Annotated in this window: 12 protein-coding genes; 7 read left to right on the forward strand and 5 right to left on the reverse strand. The window is 64.2% G+C overall.

Features of this window, described 5'->3' with window-relative positions; genetic code table 11:
* Positions 1 to 5 precede the first annotated feature (5 nt).
* From JG746_RS26650 to JG746_RS26670, 5 genes are all read left to right on the forward strand, one after another.
* The gene (locus JG746_RS26650; protein ID WP_202355427.1) at positions 6 to 281 is read left to right on the forward strand and encodes a sarcosine oxidase subunit delta; all 276 of its coding nucleotides are present in this window, start codon (positions 6 to 8) and stop codon (positions 279 to 281) included.
* Entirely contained in the window at positions 281 to 3,262 is a 2,982-nt protein-coding gene (locus JG746_RS26655; protein WP_202355428.1) for a sarcosine oxidase subunit alpha, read from the forward strand. The genes JG746_RS26650 and JG746_RS26655 overlap by 1 nt, the downstream gene beginning before the upstream one ends.
* On the forward strand, positions 3,255 to 3,878 hold the full coding sequence (locus JG746_RS26660; RefSeq protein ID WP_202355429.1) for a sarcosine oxidase subunit gamma: 624 nt from the start codon (positions 3,255 to 3,257) through the stop codon (positions 3,876 to 3,878). The genes JG746_RS26655 and JG746_RS26660 overlap by 8 nt, the downstream gene beginning before the upstream one ends.
* A gap of 261 nt (positions 3,879 to 4,139) precedes the next feature.
* A complete protein-coding gene (locus JG746_RS26665; protein ID WP_202355430.1) occupies positions 4,140 to 6,509 on the forward strand; it encodes a DUF1989 domain-containing protein in 2,370 nt (789 codons plus the stop codon).
* Positions 6,510 to 6,762: 253 nt separating this feature from the next.
* On the forward strand, positions 6,763 to 8,472 hold the full coding sequence (locus JG746_RS26670; protein WP_202355431.1) for an APC family permease: 1,710 nt from the start codon (positions 6,763 to 6,765) through the stop codon (positions 8,470 to 8,472).
* Positions 8,473 to 8,534: 62 nt separating this feature from the next.
* On the opposite strand, the gene JG746_RS26675 is transcribed toward JG746_RS26670, so the two are convergent.
* From JG746_RS26675 to JG746_RS26695, 5 genes are all read right to left on the reverse strand, one after another.
* The gene (locus JG746_RS26675) at positions 8,535 to 9,890 is read right to left on the reverse strand and encodes an LLM class flavin-dependent oxidoreductase (RefSeq protein ID WP_202355432.1); all 1,356 of its coding nucleotides are present in this window, start codon (positions 9,888 to 9,890) and stop codon (positions 8,535 to 8,537) included.
* 190 nt (positions 9,891 to 10,080) lie between these two features.
* Complete coding sequence (locus tag JG746_RS26680) at positions 10,081 to 13,221, reverse strand: efflux RND transporter permease subunit (protein WP_202355433.1); 3,141 nt, start codon at positions 13,219 to 13,221, stop codon at positions 10,081 to 10,083.
* Between the two features lie 238 nt (positions 13,222 to 13,459).
* Complete coding sequence (locus tag JG746_RS26685) at positions 13,460 to 14,602, reverse strand: efflux RND transporter periplasmic adaptor subunit (RefSeq protein ID WP_202355434.1); 1,143 nt, start codon at positions 14,600 to 14,602, stop codon at positions 13,460 to 13,462.
* 48 nt (positions 14,603 to 14,650) lie between these two features.
* Entirely contained in the window at positions 14,651 to 15,256 is a 606-nt protein-coding gene (locus tag JG746_RS26690) for a TetR family transcriptional regulator (protein WP_202355435.1), read from the reverse strand.
* Between the two features lie 380 nt (positions 15,257 to 15,636).
* Positions 15,637 to 17,277, reverse strand: a complete 1,641-nt coding sequence (locus JG746_RS26695) for an acyl-CoA synthetase (RefSeq protein ID WP_202355436.1) — start codon at positions 17,275 to 17,277, stop codon at positions 15,637 to 15,639.
* A gap of 203 nt (positions 17,278 to 17,480) precedes the next feature.
* Between JG746_RS26695 and JG746_RS26700 the strand changes: the two genes are divergently transcribed.
* Both JG746_RS26700 and JG746_RS26705 read left to right on the forward strand, forming a co-directional pair.
* The gene (locus JG746_RS26700) at positions 17,481 to 18,446 is read left to right on the forward strand and encodes a sugar-binding transcriptional regulator (protein ID WP_202355437.1); all 966 of its coding nucleotides are present in this window, start codon (positions 17,481 to 17,483) and stop codon (positions 18,444 to 18,446) included.
* 87 nt (positions 18,447 to 18,533) lie between these two features.
* A complete protein-coding gene (locus JG746_RS26705) occupies positions 18,534 to 20,588 on the forward strand; it encodes a bifunctional aldolase/short-chain dehydrogenase (protein WP_202355438.1) in 2,055 nt (684 codons plus the stop codon).
* Positions 20,589 to 20,635: the final 47 nt, after the last annotated feature.

Below are 20,635 nucleotides of genomic sequence, written 5' to 3' on the forward strand. Positions count from 1 at the left end.
AAACCATGCGCATTGTCTGTCCCTTCTGCGGCGAGCGCGAACTCGGCGAGTTCACCTATCTCGGCGACGCCAAACCGGTGCGGCCGGCGGCGGATGCCGGTGAGGATGCCGTCTACGACTATGTCTATCTGCGCGACAACATAGCCGGCGTGATGAGTGAGAACTGGTATCATGGCGGCGGCTGCCGGGCGTGGCTGAAGGTCACCCGCAACACGCTGACGCATGAGATTTCGGCGGTCGAACCGGCGGCCGGCGCCGGCGCGGCAAAGGTTGGTGCGTGATGGCCGGCGCGCAGACGAACCGGCTGGACAAGGGCGGTCTCATCGACCGCACGGCGCCGCTGAATTTCCGCTTCGACGGCAAGAGCTTTTCCGGTTTCCAGGGCGACACGCTGGCGTCGGCGCTCGTCGCCAATGGCGTCAAGCTGGTCGGCCGCTCGTTCAAATATCATCGCCCGCGCGGCATCCTGACCGCTGGCTCGGAAGAGCCCAACGCGCTGGTCGAATTGCGCACCGGCGCCCGGCGTGAGCCGAACACCAAGGCGACGACAGCGGAGCTTTATGAAGGGCTCGAGGCCGCCAGCCAGAACCGTTGGCCGTCGCTCGCCTTCGACGTGATGTCGGTCAACCAGCTGTTCGCGCCGATCTTCGTCGCCGGCTTCTACTACAAGACCTTCATGTGGCCGGCGAAGTTCTGGGAAGCGATCTACGAACCGGCGATCCGCCGCGCCGCAGGTCTTGGCCGCGCTTCAGGCGTTGCCGATCCCGACCACTACGACAAGGCCTGGGCGCATTGCGATGTGCTGATCGCCGGCTCCGGTCCGGCCGGTCTGGCGGCAGCATTGGCCGCCGGCCGCAGGGGCGCCCGCGTCATTGTCTGCGAGGAAGATTTCACGCTTGGCGGCCGCCTGCTGTCGGATGGCGGCACGGTCGATGGCTTGCCGGCCGCCGAATGGTTGTCGCGGACATTGACTGAGCTGACGGCAATGCCCGATGTCCGCATCATGACCCGCACGACGCTGTTCGGCGTCTATGACGGCGGCACCTATGGCGCGCTGGAGCGGGTCAACGACCACCTGCCCTCGCCGCCCGAGCACCAGGTGCGCCAGCGGCTGTGGCGGATCGTGGCCAGGCGCTGCGTGGTCGCGGCCGGCGCGCTCGAGCGGCCGATTGTCTTTGCCGGCAACGACACGCCCGGCGTGATGATGGCCTCGGCGATGCGGACCTATGTCGCGCGCTATGCCGCCGCTCCGGCAAAACGCATCGCGCTGTTCACCAACAATGAGGATGGCTGGCGCACGGTCGAAACCGCACTCGGCGCCGGACTGCAGATCGCCGCGGTGATCGACGCGCGGCCGGACGTTTCGCCGGCACATCGCTCGCTGGCGTCCAAGAACGGCTTCACGGTGCTGCATGGCTCCGTTAGCGGCGTCGACGGCGGCAAGGACGGTATCAGGAAAATCGCGGTGTCGCTCACCGGCGGCGCGCGCGCCGAAGTGGAGGCCGACGGGCTTGCCGTTTCCGGCGGCTGGAATCCGGCGGTCGGGCTCACCTCCTATCATCGCGGCCGGCCGAAATGGCGCGACGACATCGCCGCCTTCGTGCCCGACGGCGCGCCTCCCGGCATGGTCGCGGCGGGTGCGGCGAATGGAGCCTTCGGCCTCGGCGCCTGCCTGGCCGAGGGCTTCGCAGCCGGTGCGGCAGCCGCGCGGGATGTCGGGCGCAACGGCACGGTCGGCTCAGCGCCGGTCGCCGATGACGAGGCTTTCTCGCTCAACCCGCTCTGGCACGTCGCCGGCAAGGGCAAGGCCTTTGTCGACTACCAGCACGATGTCACCGCCTCCGACATCGAACTTGCACAGCGCGAAGGTTTTGAATCGGTCGAGCATCTGAAGCGTTACACCACGCTCGGCATGGCGACCGACCAGGGCAAGACGTCGAATGTCGCCGGCCTCGCCATCATGGCGGCCGTAACCGGGAAATCCATTCCCGAGACCGGCACGACGATCTACCGGCCACCTTACGTGCCCGTCGCCATCGGTACCTTTGCCGGCCATCATCGCGACGAGACGTTCCATGCGACGCGGCTGACGCCCTCGCATCATTGGGCCGCCGAACAGGGCGCGATCTTCGTCGACACCGGACTCTGGAAACGCGCGCAGTGGTACCCCCGCGCGGGCGAGAAGGACTGGCTGGAATCGGTGACGCGCGAAGTCAAGGCCGTGAGAAGCGGTGTCGGCTTCTGCGATGTCTCGACGCTCGGCAAGATCGACGTGCATGGCCCGGATGCCGGCGCCTTCCTCGACCGCGTCTATATCAACACCTTCTCCAACCTTGCCGTCGGCAAGGCCCGCTACGGGCTGATGCTGCGCGAGGACGGCATCGTCTATGATGACGGCACGACGTCGCGGCTGGCCGAGGACCACTATTTCCTGACCACCACCACGGCCAAGGCCGGACTGGTGATGCAGCATCTCGAATTCTGCCGGCAGGTGCTGTTTCCCGAGCTCGACGTGCAGCTGACCTCGGTCTCCGACCAGTGGGCGCAATTCTCGATCGCTGGCCCCAAGACCCGCGATCTGCTGAAGGAGATCGTCGATCCGGCGGAGGACCTTTCCAACGACGGGTTTCCGTTCATGGGCGCGCGCGAAGTCGCCTTGCGCGGCGGCATCAGGGCGCGGCTGTTCCGCATCTCCTTCTCCGGCGAGATGGCATTCGAGATTTCCGTGCCGGCACGCCATGGCGAGGCGATGGCGCGCAATCTGATGCTGGCCGGCGCGCCGTTCGGCGTCACGCCTTACGGCACCGAAGCGCTCGGCGTGATGCGCATTGAAAAGGGCCATATCGCCGGACCGGAATTGAGCGGCACGACGACGGCCGCCGATCTCGGCCTCGGCAAGATGATGTCGACCAAGAAAGACTTCATCGGCCGCGTCATGGCCGGCCGTGAGGCGCTGGTGGCGCCGAACCGGCAGGTCGTGGTCGGCGTCAAGCCGACGGACAGAGTGCGCCGCCTGCGCTCGGGCGCGCACATTATACCGAAAGGGCAGACACCCGGGCCAGGCAACGACCAGGGCTATGTCACCTCGGTCTGCTTCTCGCCGACAGCGGACCAGTGGATCGGGCTGGCGCTGGTCGAGCGCGGCCGCGAACGCATCGGTGAGATCGTCCATGCGCATGACCCGATACGCGGCGAGGATTATGACGTCGAACTCTGCAATCCCGTCTTCTACGATCCGGATGGGGGGCGCCAGCGTGGCTGAGTTTTTCTGGGACGTTCGCAGCCCGCTCGATCGCTCGCTTGTCGCCGGGTCTTATGGCGCGGCTGGTGAAGCCGGCGTGGCGCTGACTGAGATCCGCAATTTTGAGTTGGTGCAAGTGATGGCGCGGCGCGGCAAGGCGGCGGAGCTGGCCACGGCTGCGATGGGCCGGTTCGGCGTTGCGCCTCCAGAAACGCCGAAGGCGGTGCAGACTTCCGGTGCCGCGCTGATCTGGTCGGGACCGGATCAATTTTTTGTCCTGTCGAAGGGTGGCAAGCACTTGATTGGGGCGCTTGCTCCTTCCTTTGCCGGTTCGGCTTCGCTCTCCGACCAGTCGCATGCGCGGGTGCTGATCAGCGTTTCCGGCGTCAAGGCGCGGGCGATGTTGGCCAAGCTGTCGTCGATCGATCTGTATGCCGATGTGTTCGCGATTGGCGCGGCTGCCGCGACCTCGATGGATCACACCAGCGTCACGCTGTGGCGGAGCGCTGATCGAGATGGATTGGCCGTGTTCAACGTTCTGGTGTTCGCGACTTTTGCGGAGAGCCTTTGGCATACGATGCTGGATTCGGCGGCGGAGTATGGTGTGGCGATCAGCCATTCAGAGAATTTCGCGTAGCGCTTGTGAGCGCCCTTCCTCCTCCCTTGTGAGAGAAGCTGGATCGGCGCACAGCGACGAGACAGATGAGGGGTGTTCCAGCGAAGTGAGACGTTCACTTTCCCTGGAGCACCCCCAATCCGTCGCCTTCTGCGACACCTTCTCCCACAAGGGGAGAAGGGGGAGCTTACATCACCCCCGCCTTGCCAAACGCAACCGTGCTGCTATTCTTGCTGCTAAAATAATTTCACACACAGGCAAACTTCGAACCGCAAGGCTGAGATGAGCCAGTTACCCTACCCCACGGTCACAGCCGGACCGCCGCGTCCGAGCCTCATCCTGAGGCCCGGCCAGATCGCGCTGCCGCCCGGCATGGAACGCTATACGGTCCAGGGCAATGGCGCGGTGCTGATCGAGGTCGAGGCCGGCGACACGATCACGGTGCGCAATGTCGAGGGTGGCCAGGCCTGCGAGCTGCTGGCCTGGGACAACACAGGCGCCACCGATCCCGGCATCTTAGGCGAAAAGTCCAACAGCAATGCCGCCGGCATCAAGGCGTTGCTCGCCGAGGGCGATGACAGTCTCGCGACCCTGCGGCGTGGGCTGGCGCGCCGGCAGGTGCCACTCGACCAGGCAAAGGCCGTGCGCGTGTTCGGCGCCACCACGCCGGCCGGAACGGAACAGAGTTTCACGGTCGTGCGCGATGGCTCGATGATCATCGCCGCGCCCGGCGGGCCGATGCTGGTCGATGGCCACGACACGGCGACACCGCTTACCGTCATCGTGCGGCGCGCCACGGTGCGCCTGAAATCGAAGTCGCAATTGGCCGATCCCTTCGCCGATCCGGTGCTCGACCTGCGCGTCCATTCGGCGACGGCGGAATCCTATTTCGTCAAGGCCGGCGACTATCTGCAGATCATCGACGTCGACGGCCGCCAGTGCACCGACTTCCAGTGCTTTTCGGCGCGCAAGCTGGACAGAGGCCTCGACCATCCGCTCGACGTGACGACGACGCGGACGTTGATGGGGTCGAGCTACCCGATGCCCGGCCTGCATTCGAAATATTACGACCAGGACATGGAGCCGCTGGTCGAGGTGGTGCAGGACACATGCGGCAGGCATGATGCTTTCGCATTGGCCTGCGCCGCCAAATATTACGACGATATCGGCTATCCCGGCCACACCAACTGCTCGGAGAATTTCAACGGCGCCCTGGCCGGCAAGGGCGTCACTCCCCGCGCCGGCTGGATGGCGATCAACTTCTTCTTCAACACGGCGATCGATGCGCATGGCGTGATGGTGTCCGACGAGCCATGGTCGCGAGCTGGCGACTATGTGCTGTTGCGCGCGCTGACCGACATCGTCTGCGTTTCCTCCGCCTGCCCCGACGACACGACGCCGGCCAATGGCTGGGACCTCACCGACATCCATGTGCGGACCTATTCCGGCCAGCACAAATTCTCGCGAGCGATCGCCAGACGCATGACGCCCGATTCGGAACCGAAAATGACCCGCGAGACCGCCTTCCATTCGTCCTTCGCCAAGCACACCCGCAACTTCGCCGAGTACAGGGGCTACTGGCTGGCCAATTCCTTCGCCAAGGACGGACCGATCGCCGAATACTGGGCCTGCCGGCAGGATGCGGTGATCATGGACCTGTCGCCGCTCAGAAAATTCGAGGTCACCGGCCCGGATTCCGAAGCGCTGCTGCAATACACGCTGACCCGCGACGTCAAGAAACTCGGCGTCGGCCAGGTCGTCTACTCGGCCATGTGCTACGAGCATGGCGGCATGATCGACGACGGCACGTTGCTCAGGCTCGGCAAGGACAATTTCCGCTGGGTCGGCGGCGACGATCTGTCCGGCGAATGGCTGCGCGAGACGGCCAGGAAGCTTGGGCTCAACGTATTGGTGCGCTCGTCGACCGACCAGATGCACAATGTCGCCGTGCAAGGCCCGAAGAGCCGCGACATCCTGAGAGAGGTGATCTGGACCTCGCCGCTGCAGCCGTCGATCGACGAGCTCGAATGGTTCCGCTTCGCGGTTGCCCGCATCGGCGGCGGCAATGGCATCCCGATCGTCGTCTCGCGCACCGGCTATACGGGCGAGCTCGGCTACGAGATCTGGTGTCATCCGCGCGACGCCGAGAAGGTGTTCGACGCGATCTGGGAGGCCGGCCAGCCGCATGGGCTGAAACCGATGGGCCTGCAGGCGCTCGACATGGTGCGCATCGAGGCCGGACTGATCTTCGCCGGTTACGAATTTTCCGACCAGACCGACCCGTTCGAGGCCGGCATCGGCTTCACCGTGCCGCTGAAGAGCAAGACCGACGATTTCATCGGCCGCGAGGCGCTGATCCGGCGCAAGGAAAACCCGCAGAACAAACTGGTCGGGCTCGACATCGACAGCAATGTCGATGTCGGCCATGGTGACTGTGTCCATGTCGGCCGCGCTCAGATCGGCGTGGTCACATCGGGTACGCGCTCGCCGGTGCTCGGCAAGAACATCGCGCTGGCCAGGCTCGACGTCACCCATGCGGCCACCGGTACGGAGGTCGAGATCGGCAAGCTCGACGGCCACGCCAAGCGGCTGCCGGCACGCGTCGTCGCCTTCGCCCATTACGATCCGCAAAAGACCAGACCGCGCTCCTGACTGCTGCTTTCCAGGCCGGCAAACCGCGCGCCGGTGGCGCCGCGAGGCGTATTGTTGCATGCGCGCGCAAGCGTGATGTGTACGGCGTCACAAAACGCTTGACGTGAAAGCGCGCCGGATCAATCTTCACTCCTAAGAAAAAAATACGACTGAGTGGAAACACCGGAGTCGTACGATCAAGTGCCGGGGAGCAAGCTTCGCAAAGCCGAGGCATCGCTGGCGGGGAACACGAGAAAAAGGGGAAGTCACTGACATGAGCACCATAAGCACGGCCCTCGAGCAGCCTGCCGAAAGCAAGCTGCTCAGGCATATCGACTGGCGCGGCGCCTTCTGGGTGGCGAGCGGCGTTCCGGCGCTGGTCCTGTTTTCGATCGGCGGCATCGCCGGCACGACCGGGACGCTGGCCTTCCTGATCTGGACGGTGTCCATGATCATGGGTTTCCTGCAATCCTTCACCTATGCCGAGATCGCCGGCCTGTTCCCGAACAAGTCGGGCGGCGCCTCGATCTATGGCGCCACCGCCTGGCTACGCTACTCCAAGTTCATCGCGCCGCTATCGGTGTGGTGCAACTGGTTCGCCTGGTCGCCGGTGCTGTCGCTCGGCTGCTCGATCGCCGCCGCCTACATCCTCAACGCGCTGGCGCCGGTGCCGCTGTTCACCGAGACCTCACCTGATGTCGTCGCCTATATAGCGGCGCATGCCGGAACGGCGCCCGCCGACGCCATCACGGCAGTGACCGCTGCCGCGACACCGGCGATCCGCAACTGGACGCTCTACAGCCACACGCTGGGGCCGGTCTCCTTCACGCTCAACGCCACCTTCTTCATCGGCGCAGTGCTGATGCTGATCATCTTCTCGATCCAGCATCGCGGCATCCTCGGCACGGCCAATGTGCAGAAATATATCGGCCTGCTGGTCATCATCCCGATGCTGATCGTCGGCGTCGTGCCGATCTTCACCGGGCAGATCAATTGGGCCAATTTCTCGCCGCTGGTGCCGCTGGCCGCCGCCTATGCGCCGGATCCAGGCGCCTGGAACATCGCCGGCTGGACGCTGGTGCTCGGCGGCATGTTCATCGCCGCCTGGTCGACCTACGGTTTCGAGACCGCCGTCTGCTACACGTCCGAGTTCAAGAATCCCGGCACGGATACCTTCAAGGCGATCTTCTATTCCGGCCTGCTTTGCATGCTTCTGTTCATCCTGGTGCCCTTCACCTTCCAGGGCGTGCTGGGTCTCAACGGCATGCTGGCGACACCGATCGTCGACGGCTCGGGCGTCGCCGACGCGCTGGCCGGCATGGTCGGCGGCGGCAAGATCATCCACAGCCTCCTGGTGATGCTGATGATCCTGGCGCTGGTGCTGTGCATCATGACGGCGATGGCCGGCTCCTCGCGCACGCTCTACCAGGGCTCGGTCGACGGCTGGCTGCCGCGCTATCTCAGCCACGTCAACGAGCATGGCGCGCCGACGCGGGCCATGTGGACCGACCTCTGCTTCAACCTGATCGTGCTGGCCATCGCCTCGGCCGACGCGACGAGCTTCTTCTTCATCCTCGCCGTGTCGAACTGCGGCTACATCATCTTCAACTTCCTCAACCTCAATGCCGGCTGGATCCATCGCATCGACAACGGCCATATAGCGCGACCGTGGAAAGCACCGACCTGGCTGCTCGGGATCGGGGCGATCTTCGCCTATGTCAACGCTATCTTCATGGGCGCCGGCGCCAAGGTGTGGAACCCGATGGCACTGTGGGCCGGGCTGATCACCGCGGCGCTGATCATCCCCGTCTTCTGCTTCCGCCACTACATCCAGGACAAGGGCAAATTCCCTGACCACATGCTGGCCGATCTCGGCATGACGGGGGCTGACCTGTCGGTGAAGAAAGCGGGCATGCTGCCCTATCTGACGCTGGTCGCCGGCGTGGCGGTGATGCTGATCGCCAACTGGTACTTTGTCATCTGACACCGCCAACCGATAAAAACGGGCGCGCTTCGGCGCGCCCGTTCCTTTTTTGCGCTGAGACGTCAACCGGACTTGCGAATGCCTGCTTCGGAGCCATCGAAGAACCGGTTGGGCGGCCGCTTCAGGCCGAGATTCTCGCGCAGCGTCGATCCCTCATACTGCCGCCTGAAGATGCCGCGCCGCTGCAGCTCGGGCACCACCTTCTCGACGAAATCGTCGAGCCCGGCGGGCAGATAGGGGAACATGATGTTGAAGCCGTCCGATCCCTCGCTGACCAGCCATTCCTCCATCTCGTCGGCGATGGTTTGCGGCGTGCCGACGAAAGCCAGGCCGGAATAGCCGCCCAGCCTCTGGGCAAGCTGGCGCACCGTCAGATTTTCGTTACGGGCGAGCTCGATGACGCGCTCGCGGCTGCTCTTCGAGGCATTGGTCTCCGGTATTTCAGGCAAGGGTGCATCGGGATCGAAGGCCGACGCGTCATGCCCAAGCGCGATCGACAGCGAGGCAATGCCGCTCTCGTAATAGACCAGGCTGTCGAGCTTCGCCCGCTTGGCCCGCGCTTCCTCGACACTGTCGCCGACAATGACGAAGGCACCGGGCAGGATCTTGATGTCGTCGCGCGAACGGCCGAGTTTTTGAGCCCTGCCCTTGACGTCGGCAAAGAAGCGCTGCCCGGCGGCCAGATCGCCATGGGCGGCGAAAATCACCTCGGCCGTCTCAGCGGCCAGTTGCCGCCCGGCCTCCGAGGCACCGGCCTGGACGATGACCGGCCAGCCCTGCACGGGACGCGCAATGTTGAGCGGCCCGCGCACCGAGAGGTGCTCGCCCTTATGATCCAGCACATGCAGCTTGGTCGGATCGAAATAGAGCCCGCTTTCGGCGTCGCGGATGAAGGCATCGTCGGCAAAACTGTCCCACAGGCCGGTCACGACATCGTAGAATTCCCGTGCCCGGTGATAGCGCTCGTCATGCTCGACATGTTCGTCCAGCCCGAAATTCAGCGCCGCGTCGGGGTTGGACGTCGTGACGATGTTCCAGCCGGCGCGCCCGCCGCTGATATGGTCGAGCGACGCGAAGCGCCGCGCAATGTGATAAGGCGCATCGAAGGTCGTCGACGCTGTGGCGACCAGGCCGATATGATCGGTGACGGCGGCCAGCGCCGACAAGAGCGTGAACGGCTCGAACGACGTCACCGTATGGCTGCGCCGCAGCGCCTCGACCGGCATGTTGAGCACGGCCAGATGGTCGGCCATGAAGAAGGCGTCGAACTTCGCCGCCTCCAGCGTCTGCGCGAAGCGCTTCAGATGCGCGAAGTTGAAATTGGCGTCGGGATAGGCGCCGGGATAGCGCCAGGCGCCGGTGTGCAAGCTGACCGGGCGCATGAAGGCGCCAAGCCGCAATTGCCGTTTTTCTGTCATGGGAAGACACCTTGATGAAGACGAGCGTTGCCGCTCCGGTGTCGCTCAGCATGGAACCGCTTTGCAGCCCTGGGAAGGAATTCTGTTTTGCGAAACCGGCAGCGGGGAGCATTTTCATCGGCGTGACGGATCAAGCCGTCACGCCGCATCATCCGCCATCGCCGACGGCGGATGATGCAATGAAGCCACTCTATTCCGCGGCCAGGGCCAGTTGCGGCCGCTCGGTCGCCAACTCTGGTTCGGGCGCCTGCTCATTGTTCACCACCTTCTTCGGCTCGTGGCCGAAGAACAGCGCGTAGCCGGCCGGCAGAACCAGGATGGTCAGCACGGTGGCGACCACGATGCCGCCCATCATGGCGTAGGCGAGAGGGCCCCAGAACACGGCGCGCGAGATAGGGATCAGCGCCAGAACCGCCGTCATGGCCGTCAGCACGATCGGCCGGAAACGGCGTACGGCCGAGCCGATGATGGCTTCCGAGCGTTCCATGCCCCTGGCGATGTCCTGGTCGATCTGGTCGACCAGGATGATCGAGTTGCGCATGATGATGCCGAGCAGCGCGATGACGCCGAGAATGGCGACGAAGCCAAACGGCGCACCGCTGATCAAAAGCGCGGCGGCGGCCCCGATGATGCCGAGCGGTCCGGTGGCCAGCACCAGCATCGCCTTGCCGAAGTTCTGCAGCTGGATCATCAGAAGCACGACGATGATCGCCAGCATGATCGGCGCCTTGGCGGCGATCGACGCCTGGCTTTCGGCCGAATCCTCGGCACCGCCCTGGATCTCGATCTTGTAGCCGGGCGCCAGGCCGTCACGCAGGCCCTGCATGTCCTTGTACATCTTGGTGACGACATCGTTGGACTGCACGCTATCGGGCAGGGTTGCCCGCACGCTGATGGTCGGCAGACGGTCGCGGCGCCATTCGATGCCTTGCTCCAGCACCGGCACCACCTTGGCCACCTGCGACAGCGGCACGAAGCCGCCGAAATCGGTCGGGATATAGACCGAGTCGACCGAAGACAGCAGGCTGCGGCTGGCGTCCGGCTCGCGGGCGACGATGGAGACCGTCTCCTCGCCATCGCGGAAGTCGTCGAGCGGCGCGCCGGCCATGGTCGCCTGCAGCATCTGGCGGATGCGCTGCGAGGTGACGCCGAGCGCCCGGGCGCGATCCTGGTCTATGACCAGCTTCATTGCCGGCACCGGTTCGAGCCAGTCGTCATGTACGGCGCCCAGCAGCGGATCCTCGCGGAACTTCGCCTTCACCTGGTCGGCGATGCGGCGCACCTCCTGACGATCCGGACCCATGACACGCATCTGTACGGGCCAGCCGGTCGGCGGTCCGAGGAACAGGCGATCGACCTTGGCCCGGATCGAGGGGAAATCCTCGGCCAGAACCGTGCGCAGCTTGACGATCAGCCGCTCGCGCGCCGGCTCGTCATTGGCCATCACCAGCATCTGGGCGAAGTTCGGGTTGCGCAGCTGCTGGTCGAGCGGCAGGAAGAAGCGCGGCGCGCCCTCGCCGATATAGGTGGCGATGAAGCGCTTGTCCTTGTCGTCCATCATCTTGGCTTCCAGCGCCTTGGCCTGCGTTTCGACCTCCTTGATGCTGGTGCCTTCCGGCAGCCAGAGGTCGACCAGGATTTCCGGCCGCGACGATTGCGGGAAGAAGTTCTGCGGGATGAACTGGAACGCCCACAGGCTGGTGCCGAAAGTCACCAGCGTCATGACCAGCACGATGATGCGGTGACGCACGGCCCAGCCGACGGTCGAGCGCAGCCGGCGGTAGAAGCGTGTGTCGAAGACGTCATGATGGCTGCCGGCATGCTTGCGCTGCTTGAGGATCATGTTGCCGAGCCACGGCGTGAAATAGACCGCGACGAACCACGAGACGATCAGTGCGATGCCGACGACATAGAACAGGGTGCGCACATATTCACCCGCGGTGGAGGCGGCAAAGCCGACCGGGATGAAGCCGGCGGTGGTAATGAGCGTGCCGGTCAGCATCGGGAAGGCGGTCGACGTATAGGCGAAGCTCGCGGCCTCGATCTTGACCAGCCCCTCCTCCAGCTTGCGCTCCATCATCTCGACAACGATCATGGCGTCGTCGACGAGCAGGCCGAGCGCGATGATCAGGGCGCCCAGCGAAATGCGCTGCAGGTCGATGCCGAGCTCGTACATGATGGCGAAGGTGGCGGCCAGAACCAGCGGAATGGCGATGGCTATGACCAGGCCCGAACGCCAGCCGATCGACAGGAACGAGACGACAAGCACGATCAGCAGCGCTTCGCCGAGCGCATGCATGAACTCGGCCACGGCATCCGTGACGACGCCCGGCTGATCGGAAATCTGGTCGACCGACACGCCATAGGGCAGCGCCTCCTCGAAGCGCTTGTAGGTCGCCTCGACATCCTTGCCGACATCGGTGACCTTGAAGCCCTTGGCCATGACGACGCCAAGCTGCACGCTGTCATGACCGTTGAAGCGGTATTTGCGCTGGAAGGGATCTTCGAGCCCGGAGGTGACGGTGGCGATGTCGCCGAGACGGGTCACCTGCCCGCCGGCACGCAGGCGCAATTCCCTGATATCGGCGGCCTTGGTGACGTCGCCTTCGACGGAGATGCGCACCGAATTGACGCCGGTGTCGACGGCGCCGGCCGGATCGACATTGTTCTGGCCCTTGATCGCGTTCTGCAGGTCAGGCAGCGTCAGGCCGCGCTCGGCCAACGCCTTGGACGAGACGTCGATATAGAGCTTTTCCGGCTGGTCGCCGATGATGACGGCCTTCTCGACGCCGGGCGTCGTCAACAGCATGTCGCGCGCCTGGATGGCGAACTTCTTCAGCTCCGGATAGGAGAAGCCATCACCGCTGATCGAATGCAGGGTGATGAAGGTGTCGCCGAATTCGTCGTTGAAATAGGGACCGAGCAGGCCTTGCGGCAGGTCGCCTGAGATGTCGCCGACTTTCTTGCGTACCTGATAGAAGGCGTCCGAGACCTCGGCGGCGTTTGTATCGCCCTTGATCTGCACGGTGATGATGGCGCTGCCGGCGCGGGTGAAGGAACGCACGAAATCGAGATGCGGCGTCTCCTGCAGCTTGCGCTCGATCTTGTTGACGACCTGGTCTTCCATCTCCTGGATGGAGGAGCCTGGCCAGATCGCCTGCACGACCATGACGCGGAAGGTGAAATCCGGGTCTTCCTTCTGGCCCATGCGCATCAGGCCGAGCGCACCGGCGATGATGATCAGCCCGAACAGGAAGCGCGCGATGGAGGGATGGCCGATGGCCCAGCGCGACAGGTTGAAGGGCCGCTTTTCTTCAGTGGAATTGGTCATCGGTACTCGTCCACTTTGTCTGCCGGCGCCTGGGGCCTCGAAGAAGCGCGGCGCGCGGAACGAAATCATCTGCGTTCGATCTGGCTTCCGGGCGGCGAGGCTTTCCGAGCGGAGAGACACTCATCGCGGTGGGACGCTAGGTCGATGCGGGGGTACATCGGCCGTGACGTCTCAGCCTTCGGGCGCACGCCGCCCGGAAACCTGCGGCCGCGGGAACGCGCGGCCGACCTGTCTGTCCTCAGCGCAGCCGGCTGGCGTCGTCGCCCTCGGCCGAGGCTGATTGCTGCGCCACACCGCCGGCGAGCTTGACCTTGAGATTCTCGGTCATGAACTGGGTGCCGGCGGCGACCACGATATCGCCGGGCTTCAATCCCTCGGCGACGCGCACACCATCGGCGGCGAACTTGGCAACCTTCACCGGACGGGCATGAACGGTGTCGGCGCCCCGATCGACGGTCCAGACGATCGACTGGCTGTCTTTCTCAGCCAACGCGCTCAAGGGGATCGAAACCAGCTGCTTCTCGTTGGCGGCCGAGGCCTCGATATTGGCGGTCATGCCGAGAAGCACGCGTGCATCGTTGGGCAGGCTGACACGGACGGCGAAGGTGCGCGACTGCGGGTCGGCACTGCCGGCGACTTCGCGGACCTTGCCGTCGAGCGTCAGCGTGCTGTCGGACCAGAAGCCGGCCTTGACGAGCTTACCGGGCTTGAATTCGGCGATCTCCATTTCGGGCACCGCGATCAGCACTTCCTTTTCGCCGTCGACCGCGACAGTGACCACGGGCGTGCCGGAGCCGACCACCTGGCCGACATCGGCATTGACCGCGGTGACGATGCCATCCCGGTCGGCCTTGAGGTCGGTATAGCCGACCTGGTTCTTGGCCTGATCAAGCGACGAGCGGGCGGAGTCGCGCGTGGCGACCGCCTGGTCATGGGCCAGCGTCGCCTGTTCGAGCTGCGATTTCGGTGCGAAGTTTTTGGTAAAAAGTTGCTCGGCGCGCTTGCGCGTGAGCTCCGTCGTCTCGACCTGCCGTTCGGCGGCATCGAGCGCGGCCTGCGCGCTCTTGACCGACAGGTCATAGTCGGTGGGATCAATGCGGGCGAGCACGTCGCCCGGCGCCACATGCTGACCGATGTCGACCAGACGCTCGGTGATCTTGCCGTTGACGCGGAAAGCCAGGGCGCTTTCGGTGCGAGCCCGCACGGACCCCGAGTAGGAGAGCATGCGGGTGTCATGCGCCTGGGCGATCTCGACGACCTTGACCGGGCGGATGATCTCCTTGACCTCGGCCTTCTCCTGGCTGCAGCCGGCAAGCACGAGCCCTGCAACGATCAGGCCCGCAACCGGCAGCCGACGGATGATGGAGTTGGACAAAGACATCGTGGTACTCCCGACTGGAGACGGACTGTCGACACCGGCGACCGGCGGCTATTTCAAGGCTCTGATGGCGTAGTCGATAAGTTCGTCGGGCATTGCCCGGTTGGTCTTGGCAAGGCACTGCGCCACCATCTGCGGATGGCAGAGAATGACGGTGGCGGCGCCGAAGCAGCGCGACGCCACTTCGTGATCCTGCTGCCTGAACTCGCCGGTCTCGACGCCCTCGCGGATCACCTCGGCGAACAGGTCGTGGATGCTGTTGACGTGCTTGTCGATGACGCCCCAGTCGCGCTCGAGCGCGACAATGACCATCTCATGGACCTTCTGCTCGTCGAGCATGGTCTCCAGCGTCATCTTGTATTGCGCATGGATGTAGCGCCGCAGCCGCTCCTCGGCGCTGATCGGCAGATGCATGATCTCGTAAGCCATCTTGTAGCTGGCGCCGAGCATGCGGCCGCAGACCGCCTGATGGATTTCGACCTTGGAGGCGAAGAAACGGTAGATATTGGCCGGCGACATGCCGAGCTCGCGGGCAATGTCGGCAACATTGGTCTTGCCGTAGCCGTAGTGCCGGAACAGGCGCTCCGCGCAGTCGAGAATGCGCGTCACATTCTCCTGTTTGGCGGCATCGGCCACGATGTTGGCGGCTTCGGACATGGCTCTTTCGTTTGACAAGTGACGAATTTCGATTTTCGTCAGTCGTAAATTGAAGGAGGCGCGATGTCAACGCGAAATCGACGTACGCGTATAGTTGGTGACAGATGGTGACAGTGGGCGAGCACGACAAGCGGTGCCCGCGATTGGCGGCAAACCTCATGAGTTCGTCATCCTAGGGCGAAGCAAGGAGCGAAGCGACCCGGCGCAGGCCCCCGGGGACCCATTCCGGCACTCTGGTCAAAGAATGTGGTTACTCAATGGTTTACGCCTCTAAGCGGTAAACCATTCTCGACCGCTGGAGCACGGGCGCGAGGTCGTGGCATGGATCCCAGGGTTTCCGCGACGTCGCTTCGCGACTGCTCCACCCAAGGATGACGAAGTTAGGTACGCTTCGCCATTTCCCGCAGCCGGAACTTTTGGATCTTGCCTGTCGACGTCTTCGGGATCTCCGCAAAAATCACCGCCTTCGGCACCTTGAACCGGGCAAGCAGCGCGCGGCAGTGCTCGATGATCTCGGCCTCGCTCGCCGCCTTGCCGGGCTTCAGCTCGACATAGGCAACCGGCACCTCGCCCCATTTGTCGTCCGCGCGGGCGACCACGCCACAGGATGCAACCGAGGGGTGTTTGTAGAGTGCATCCTCGACCTCGATCGAGGAAATATTCTCGCCGCCCGAGATGATGATGTCCTTGGAACGGTCCTTGAGCTGGATGTAGCCGTCTGGATGCATGACGCCGAGATCGCCGGAATGGAACCAGCCGCCGGCGAAGGCTTCGTCGCTCGCCTTGCGGTTCTTGAGATAGCCCTTCATGACGATGTTGCCGCGGAACATGACCTCACCGATGGTTTCGCCGTCGGCCGGCGTCGCCTGCATCGTTTCGGGGTCCATGACGGTCAGGCCCTCGAGCGCGGCGTAGCGCACGCCCTGCCTGGCCTTCTTGGCGCTGCGCTCGCCCTTTGCGAGACTGTCCCATTCGCCGTGCCATTCGTTGACCACCGCCGGGCCATAGGTCTCGGTCAGGCCGTAGAGATGGGTGACGGCAAAGCCGGCATCGGCCATGCCCGACAGCACGGCTTCCGGCGGCGGCGCCGCCGCGGTGTTGAAGGTCACCGTCTGCGCGAACGCGCGCTTGTCCTCATCCCTGGCATTGATCAGCACCGACATGACGACCGGCGCGCCGCAGAGATGGGTGACGCCGTGATCGGCGATGGCGTCGTAGATCGGCTTCGGCCGCACCCAGCGCAGGCAGACATGAGTGCCGGCCTGCACTGCGAGCGTCCACGGAAAACACCAGCCATTGCAGTGGAACATCGGCAGCGTCCAGAGATAGACGGCATGCTTGGCCATGCCGGCATGGATGGTGTTGGTGTAGGCCATCAGGGCGGCACCACGATGGTGATAGACGACGCCCTTGGGATTGCCCGTCGTGCCGGAGGTGTAGTTGAGCGAGATGGCGTCCCATTCGTCGTCGGGCATCGACCAGGCGAAATCCTCATCGCCGCCTGCGACAAAATCCTCATAGTCGAGCGTGCCGATCCGCTCCCCCTTCGGATAGGGTGCATCGGCGGCGTAGTCGGGATCGTCATAGTCGATGACCAGCGGCTTGACCTTGGCCAGATCGAGCGCCTGCCGGACGACGCCGGAGAATTCGCGGTCGACGATCAGCACCCTGGTCTCGGCGTGGTCGAGCTGGAAGGCGATGACCGCGGCGTCGAGGCGGGTGTTGAGCGAGTGCAGCACCGCCTTGGTCATCGGCACGCCGAAATGCGCCTCCAGCATTGGCGGCGTGTTGGACAGCATCACAGTGACGGTGTCGCCCTTGCCGATGCCGCGCTTGTGCAGCGCCGAGGCAAGCTTCAGCGAGCGGCGCCAGAAATCGCGGTAGCTGATGCGCTGGCGCCCGTGGACGATGGCGATGTGGTCGGGATAGGTCCTTGCCGCGCGCTCCTGATAGGTGAGCGGCGTCAGCGGCTGGTGGTTGGCCGCGTTCCTGTCGAGATCCTGTTCGTAAGGATTGCCCATCCCGTCCTCCCCAAAGTCCTTTTCGAACTTTCTAACCTTAGCACTCTCGTCAGGCCATCCCCCTGAATGGCCGAAAATGCTAATGCTATCCAGGCTTTGTAGAACGACCATCCCGGTTGCGTTCTGTTTAGAGGCGATCGCACTCGCGCATCCGAATTTGACTTTTGTCGAGAGCCGTGACTATTGTCAGCCAAGGAGACGGCATGGCGATCCGACCGGCAGAACAGATCATTCACAAAGCCGCGTGGCTCTATTACGCGCATGGCCTGCGGCAAGACCAGGTTGCAAGCCAGCTTAACATTTCGCGCGCTTCGGTGGCCATGTATCTGCGTAAGGCGCGCGAGACCGGCATCGTCAACATCTCGACCTCGACCCAGCTGTTCACCGACGATGTGATGGCGCGCAGGCTCGAGGACGCCTTGAAACTCGACGCGGTCTGGATCGCGCCGGAGAATGGCCATATCCCTGACCCCTCGACCGACATCGCCGTGCTGGCGGCAAGCGTCTTTCTCGAACTGGTCAAGAAGGGCGATCGCATCGGCGTCGCCTGGGGCCGCACTGTCTACATGATCGCCGACATCATGTCCTATGCCGACCTGCAGGACGTCACGGTGGTGCAGCTCTGCGGCAATCTCGGTGCGCCCTACTCCTACCGGCCCGACCAATGCACGATGGAGATCGCGCGCCGGCTCAATGCCAAGGGGCTTAATTTCTATGCGCCGCTGGTGCTGTCGACGGAAGAGCTGGCGCGGGCGCTGCGCGCCGAGCCGGTGATCCGTGAGCAGCTGGCCGGCATCAGCGATTGCAATCTCGCACTTTTTTCCGTCGGCACGGTCGATGCCGACAGCCATGTCGTCAAATGCGGCGCGCTGAACCCGGACGAGATGGCCGCGCTGCGCGGGATAGGCGCCGCCGGCGTGATCGCCGGACAGATCATCGACGCCATGGGCGAGGCGCTCGACTGCAGCTACAACCGCCGGGTCATTTCGGCTGAACTCGCTTCGCTCCGCGCCATCGAAAAACGCCTGATGGTGGTGCAGGAGGACAGCAAGTTCGAGCCCCTGCTCGCAGCGCTCGCCGGTGGGCTTTGCACGCATCTGGTGGTCGGCGCGCATATGGCGCAGCGGCTGCTCGATCATGCCGGAGCGGCACCACAAAAAGCATCCTGAAAAAGCAACCTTTCGCCGGCGCATTGTCATCAAGGCGTCGCGGCATTCCTGTTTCACCACCCAAGACAGCAACTGGACGAAGCGAACATGAAGAATCTGTGGAACGACGACGCGGCCGAGAAACTCGTTGCCGACTATGCCAAGAAAGGCGTCGGCCGCGACCTCGCGCTGCGCGTCTACACGACGCGGCTCTTGGGCGGCGTGCCGCAGCTGGTCCTGCATGGCGGCGGCAACACCTCCTGCAAGATCAAGGCGACCGACCTTGTCGGCGATGAATGGGATGTGCTCTGCGTCAAGGGCAGCGGCTGGGACATGGCCGTCATCGAGCCGCAGGGCCTGCCGGCGGTGAAGATGGGCGCCCTGCTCAAGGCCCGCGCGCTGGACAGGCTCGCCGACGAGGACATGGTGGCGCTGCAGCGGGCGAACCTCATCGACCCCTCCTCGCCCAACCCCTCGGTCGAGACACTGCTGCATGCCTTCCTGCCGCACAAATTCGTCGACCACACCCATTCAACCGCCATCCTGGCCATTGTCGACCAGGAAGACTCGAAGCCGCTGGTGAAGACGGTGTTCGGCACCAAGATGGGTTATGTGCCCTACATCATGCCGGGCTTCGACCTCGCCAAGGCGGCGGCCGATGTGTTCGATGCCGATCCGACCGTTGAGGGCCTGATCCTAGACAAGCACGGCATCTTCACCTTCGGCGACGATGCCAAACAGGCCTACGACCGGATGATCCACTATGTGAACGTCGCCGAGGAGTATGTCGCCAGGAATGCCAAGCCGAAGGCCGCCAAGGCGGTGCTGCCGGCAAAGCTCGCGACGCCGGCGTCCATCGCGCCGATGCTGCGCGGCGCCGTTGCGGTGGCGCGTGGTGAAGGCCGCTTCGACCGCATGATCTCTGATTTCCGCACTTCGGACGCGATCGTCGATTTCATCAATTCGGCAGCGATCGCCGACTATGCGGGACGCGGCGTGTCGACGCCGGATCTGTCGATCCGCATCAAGACCGGACCGATGGCGGTGCCGGCGCCCGATGCCGACAAGGCCGGCGACTACAAGGCCGTCATCAAGAGCCATGTCGACGCCTTCGCCAAGGAGTATCGCGCCTATTTCGAGACCAATGACGCGCTCGACGATGTCAAGCGCACCATGCTCGATCCGATGCCGCGGCTGACGCTGGTGCCGGGGCTCGGCATGTTCGGCCACGGCCGCACGCTGAAGGATGCCAGGATCGCCTCCGATGTCGGCGAAATGTGGATCGAGGCGGTGCGCGGCGCCGAAGCGGTCGGCCGGTTCCATCCGCTGTCCAAGGCCGATCTGTTCCCGCTGGAATACTGGTCGCTCGAACAGGCCAAGCTCGCCTCCAGCAAGCCGAAGCCGCTGACCGGCCAGGTGGTGCTGATCACCGGCGGCGCCGGCGCGATTGGTGCTGCGACGGCAAAGCTGTTCGCCGACAATGGCGCCCATGCCGTCGTCGTCGACCTCGATGGCGACAAGGCCGCCGATGCCGCCAAGAAGGCTGGCAACAATTCGATCGGCGTTGCCGCCGACATTACCGACCCGGCCCAGGTGCGGGCCGCCTTCGACAAAGCGGTCGCCGTCTTCGGCGGCGTCGACATTCTGGTCTCCAATGCAGGTGCGGCCTGGGAAGGCCGCATCGGCGAGCTTGACGACGCGCTGCTGCGCAAGAGTTTCGAGCTCAATTTCTTCGCCCATCAGTCGGTGGCGCAGAACGCCGTGCGCATCATGCTGGAACAGGGCACCGGCGGCGTGCTGTTGTTCAACACCTCCAAGCAGGCGGTCAATCCAGGTCCGAAATTCGGCGCCTATGGCGTGCCGAAGGCGGCGACTTTGTTCCTGTCCAGGCAATACGCGCTCGACTATGGCGCGCATGGCATCCGTTCGAACGCCGTCAACGCCGACCGCATCCGTTCGGGGCTCTTGACCGACGCCATGATCGCCAGCCGCTCGGGCGCACGGGGAGTGTCGGAGAAGGAATACATGTCCGGCAATCTGCTAGGCCAGGAAGTGACGGCGCAGGACGTCGCGCAGGCCTTCCTGCACCACGCGCTGGCCGAACGCACGACCGCCGATGTGACGACAGTGGACGGCGGCAACATCGCGGCAGCGCTGCGGTAGGCTTGTAAGAACTGTCCGCTGTAGCTACATTGTGGCTCAACGCAAGG

Source organism: Mesorhizobium sp. 113-3-3, from assembly GCF_016756495.1.
Classification (GTDB): Bacteria; Pseudomonadota; Alphaproteobacteria; order Rhizobiales; family Rhizobiaceae; genus Mesorhizobium.

Coding starts and splice junctions, on each gene's coding strand:
- JG746_RS26650 (WP_202355427.1), top strand. CDS start 6: ATGCGCATTGTCTGTCCCTTCTGCGGCGAGCGCGAACTCGGCGAGTTC.
- JG746_RS26655 (WP_202355428.1), top strand. CDS start 281: ATGGCCGGCGCGCAGACGAACCGGCTGGACAAGGGCGGTCTCATCGAC.
- JG746_RS26665 (WP_202355430.1), top strand. CDS start 4,140: ATGAGCCAGTTACCCTACCCCACGGTCACAGCCGGACCGCCGCGTCCG.
- JG746_RS26670 (WP_202355431.1), top strand. CDS start 6,763: ATGAGCACCATAAGCACGGCCCTCGAGCAGCCTGCCGAAAGCAAGCTG.
- JG746_RS26675 (WP_202355432.1), bottom strand. CDS start 9,890: ATGACAGAAAAACGGCAATTGCGGCTTGGCGCCTTCATGCGCCCGGTC.
- JG746_RS26680 (WP_202355433.1), bottom strand. CDS start 13,221: ATGACCAATTCCACTGAAGAAAAGCGGCCCTTCAACCTGTCGCGCTGG.
- JG746_RS26685 (WP_202355434.1), bottom strand. CDS start 14,602: ATGTCTTTGTCCAACTCCATCATCCGTCGGCTGCCGGTTGCGGGCCTG.
- JG746_RS26690 (WP_202355435.1), bottom strand. CDS start 15,256: ATGTCCGAAGCCGCCAACATCGTGGCCGATGCCGCCAAACAGGAGAAT.
- JG746_RS26695 (WP_202355436.1), bottom strand. CDS start 17,277: ATGGGCAATCCTTACGAACAGGATCTCGACAGGAACGCGGCCAACCAC.
- JG746_RS26700 (WP_202355437.1), top strand. CDS start 17,481: ATGGCGATCCGACCGGCAGAACAGATCATTCACAAAGCCGCGTGGCTC.
- JG746_RS26705 (WP_202355438.1), top strand. CDS start 18,534: ATGAAGAATCTGTGGAACGACGACGCGGCCGAGAAACTCGTTGCCGAC.